5 protein-coding genes are annotated in these 2,609 nt (G+C 42.0%); 4 read left to right on the top strand and 1 reads right to left on the bottom strand.

The features are described from left to right. Positions 1–161 precede the first annotated feature (161 nt). Genes EKM76_RS13080 through EKM76_RS13065 form a run of 4 tightly spaced genes read left to right on the top strand, consistent with a single transcriptional unit; the run spans position 162 to position 1,873 of the window. Positions 162–377 carry an NADPH-dependent FMN reductase family protein gene (locus EKM76_RS13080; RefSeq protein ID WP_125550999.1) on the top strand — a complete coding sequence of 72 codons (216 nt, stop codon included), beginning with the start codon at positions 162–164 and terminating at the stop codon, positions 375–377. 2 nt (positions 378–379) lie between these two features. Beyond that, the gene (locus EKM76_RS13075) at positions 380–1,120 is read left to right on the top strand and encodes an SDR family oxidoreductase (protein ID WP_125550998.1); all 741 of its coding nucleotides are present in this window, start codon (positions 380–382) and stop codon (positions 1,118–1,120) included. Positions 1,121–1,134: 14 nt separating this feature from the next. Further along, complete coding sequence (locus EKM76_RS13070; protein ID WP_125550997.1) at positions 1,135–1,554, top strand: cupin domain-containing protein; 420 nt, start codon at positions 1,135–1,137, stop codon at positions 1,552–1,554. Between the two features lies 1 nt (position 1,555). Further along, positions 1,556–1,873, top strand: coding sequence for a carboxymuconolactone decarboxylase family protein (locus EKM76_RS13065; protein ID WP_125550996.1), 318 nt, complete (start codon positions 1,556–1,558; stop codon positions 1,871–1,873). 69 nt (positions 1,874–1,942) lie between these two features. Here EKM76_RS13065 and EKM76_RS13060 read toward each other — a convergent pair whose 3' ends face one another. Continuing rightward, the gene (locus tag EKM76_RS13060; RefSeq protein WP_125550995.1) at positions 1,943–2,203 is read right to left on the bottom strand and encodes a hypothetical protein; all 261 of its coding nucleotides are present in this window, start codon (positions 2,201–2,203) and stop codon (positions 1,943–1,945) included. Between the last annotated feature and the right edge of the window lie 406 nt (positions 2,204–2,609).

Below are 2,609 nucleotides of genomic sequence, written 5' to 3'. Positions count from 1 at the left end.
TTTACAACACAGTTAGAATTCACAGTCACTGTGGATTCAAATCACCAAAGCAACTTGAAGATGAGTATCAAACTCAAATTCAAAATTTAGTCGTGGCATAGGACAAAAAAGTCTCTATTTAAATTGTCTATTTTATTGACAGGGGACCATTACCACAGGTTATGACCACTTTTTTACAACGTCAACCTTGGGCAACACAAAAAATTTATCCTTTTTGCACCCACGAAGGTAGTGGCTTCGGCCGTAGTCAGGATGATCTAGAAAAGTTAGTTTTGCCAGCAGTGGTTGCGCCAGGACTGGCAGTACGCGGTTCAAAAGCTTATCAAGCTGACCAAGCAATCAACAATTGGTTAAAACATTTAGAAATGGAGCGATAAATATGATTAAGGATAAAGTAATTGTGATCACAGGCGCGTCATCTGGGATCGGTGAAGCTAGCGCTAAATTATTGGCCGCTAATGGTGCGAAGGTCGTTTTAGGTGCACGCCGTGAAAATCGGTTGCAAGCGTTAGTCAGTACGATCGAAGCAGCGGGTGGACAAGCGGCTTATCGGGTGACGGATGTTACTAAAGCTACGGACGTACAAGCACTAGTTGATTTAGCAAAAACTAAATTTGGCGGCATTGATGTGATTTTTAACAATGCTGGTATTATGCCAACTTCACCGATCAGTGCCTTGCACACGCAAGAATGGAACGATATGATCGATATTAATTTAAAAGGTGTGCTGAACGGTGTGGCTGCAGTTATGCCGGACTTCACCAAACAAAAACATGGCCAAATTATTACCACTTCATCTGTAGCAGGCATTAAAAGTTTTACTGGTGCAGGCGTTTACGGTGCAACAAAATTTGCCGTGCGTAATTTGATGGAAGTGATCCGAATGGAAAGCGCTGAAGAAGGAACTAATATTCGGACCGCTAGCTTGTATCCAGCGGCGATCAACACTGAGTTATTGAACACCATTACTGACAAAGCAGCTAAGGATGGGATGGAACAGTTCTACGCTCAAGTTGGGATCACCCCTGATGCAGTGGCACGTGTCGTCAATTTTGCCGTGGATCAACCAGAAGATGTTAACGTCAATGAATTCACAATTTACCCAACGAAACAAGAATAAAAGGAGTGTCTAAAATGACAGAAAATGAAAATGTACAAGCTGGAATTATTTTTCCACGTGGTGCTAAAAATGATGCGTACGCCCAGTATTTTGTGGGTCAAAGTTATTTGCAAAGTTTAGTTGCAGATCCAGCGGTTAATGTAGGTGTCGGTAATGTGACCTTTGAACCTGGTTGCCGTAATAATTGGCATATTCATCATGGCGGTTATCAAATTTTGTTGGTCACTGGCGGCGAAGGCTGGTATCAAGAAGCAGGCCAAGCAGCACAACACTTAGTACCAGGGGATGTTGTAGTCACTCATGACGGCGTTAAACACTGGCATGGTGCCACTAAAGATAGTTGGTTCTCACATATTGCAATCACTGCCGGTACGCCAGAATGGTTGGAACCAGTTACGGACGAACAATATGCTGCAGTAGCGGAGGGTAAATAATATGGCAAAAAAACAAACCGCAGGTCGGGATAATTTAGGTGATTTGGCCCCTAAATTTGCTGAATTGAATGATGATGTTTTATTTGGTGAAGTTTGGTCACGTGAGGATAAATTATCGGCTCGTGACCGCAGTATGATCACTGTCGCTAGTTTGTTGACACAAGGTGTGCCACAATTGGCGGCGCACATGAAAATCGCTAAGCAAAATGGTGTGACCAAAGACGAAATGGTAGAGTTGATCACCCATTTAGCCTTTTATGCTGGCTGGCCAAAGGCTTGGTCCGCATTTAGTTTAGCGAAAGAAATCTACGCTGACTAATGAAAGCAGCGCTGGGCTACTAATGTAACTTGTGTAAGATCAGAACTCATGAATTTCATGAGTTCTTTTTTATTGTGGTGATTTATCTCTGGTTGTCTGCAGACTATGATGGATCGCCATGATTGCAGCTAGGCCGCTTAAGCCATACGCAGCGTACAACCAGCCAATAGCTACTTCAGGTTTGATCAATAATAAAATAGCGAGTACGATCACGACCAATAATAAGCTGTTGAGTCGTTTCAGTGCAGGCAAGGCGATGATGTGATCGTTGTTGGTGCCGATCAATAAACCGCTGGCAAAAAGTAAAATTAATAGCGATAGTGGTTGCATAGTTGAACGCTCCTTAAATGAATGATCGTCGTTTCTTGAACGTACGTTCTGATTAAATCAGTATAGCACACTTGTTCGCCTTTGTGCGGATTATTTGAATGTCTCGCGAATTAAAATTAGTCGCCAATTTAAGGTTGATTTAGGCTAGTTGCGTGAGAATATAGTTCGCACATGAGGGAGTGATCTAATGCCAATTAAAAGTAAACAATTAACCCAAGGCTTGTTTGTTATTTACCTACTCGTTTTGTTCTGGATCATTATCCTGAATTATGCATATCTGTTCCTAAACCTTAACGAGAATGTTGCTACACCATCGTTTTATCTTTGATTGAGAGTTTCACCAAAATGGTGTACCAAAAAAGCACCTTCCGTGTTATTGTTATAGCGACCAAACAATAACGAACAC

Source organism: Loigolactobacillus zhaoyuanensis, from assembly GCF_003946385.1.
GTDB lineage: Bacteria > Bacillota > Bacilli > Lactobacillales > Lactobacillaceae > Loigolactobacillus > Loigolactobacillus zhaoyuanensis.
This window is presented reverse-complemented; position numbering and strand designations above follow the sequence as displayed.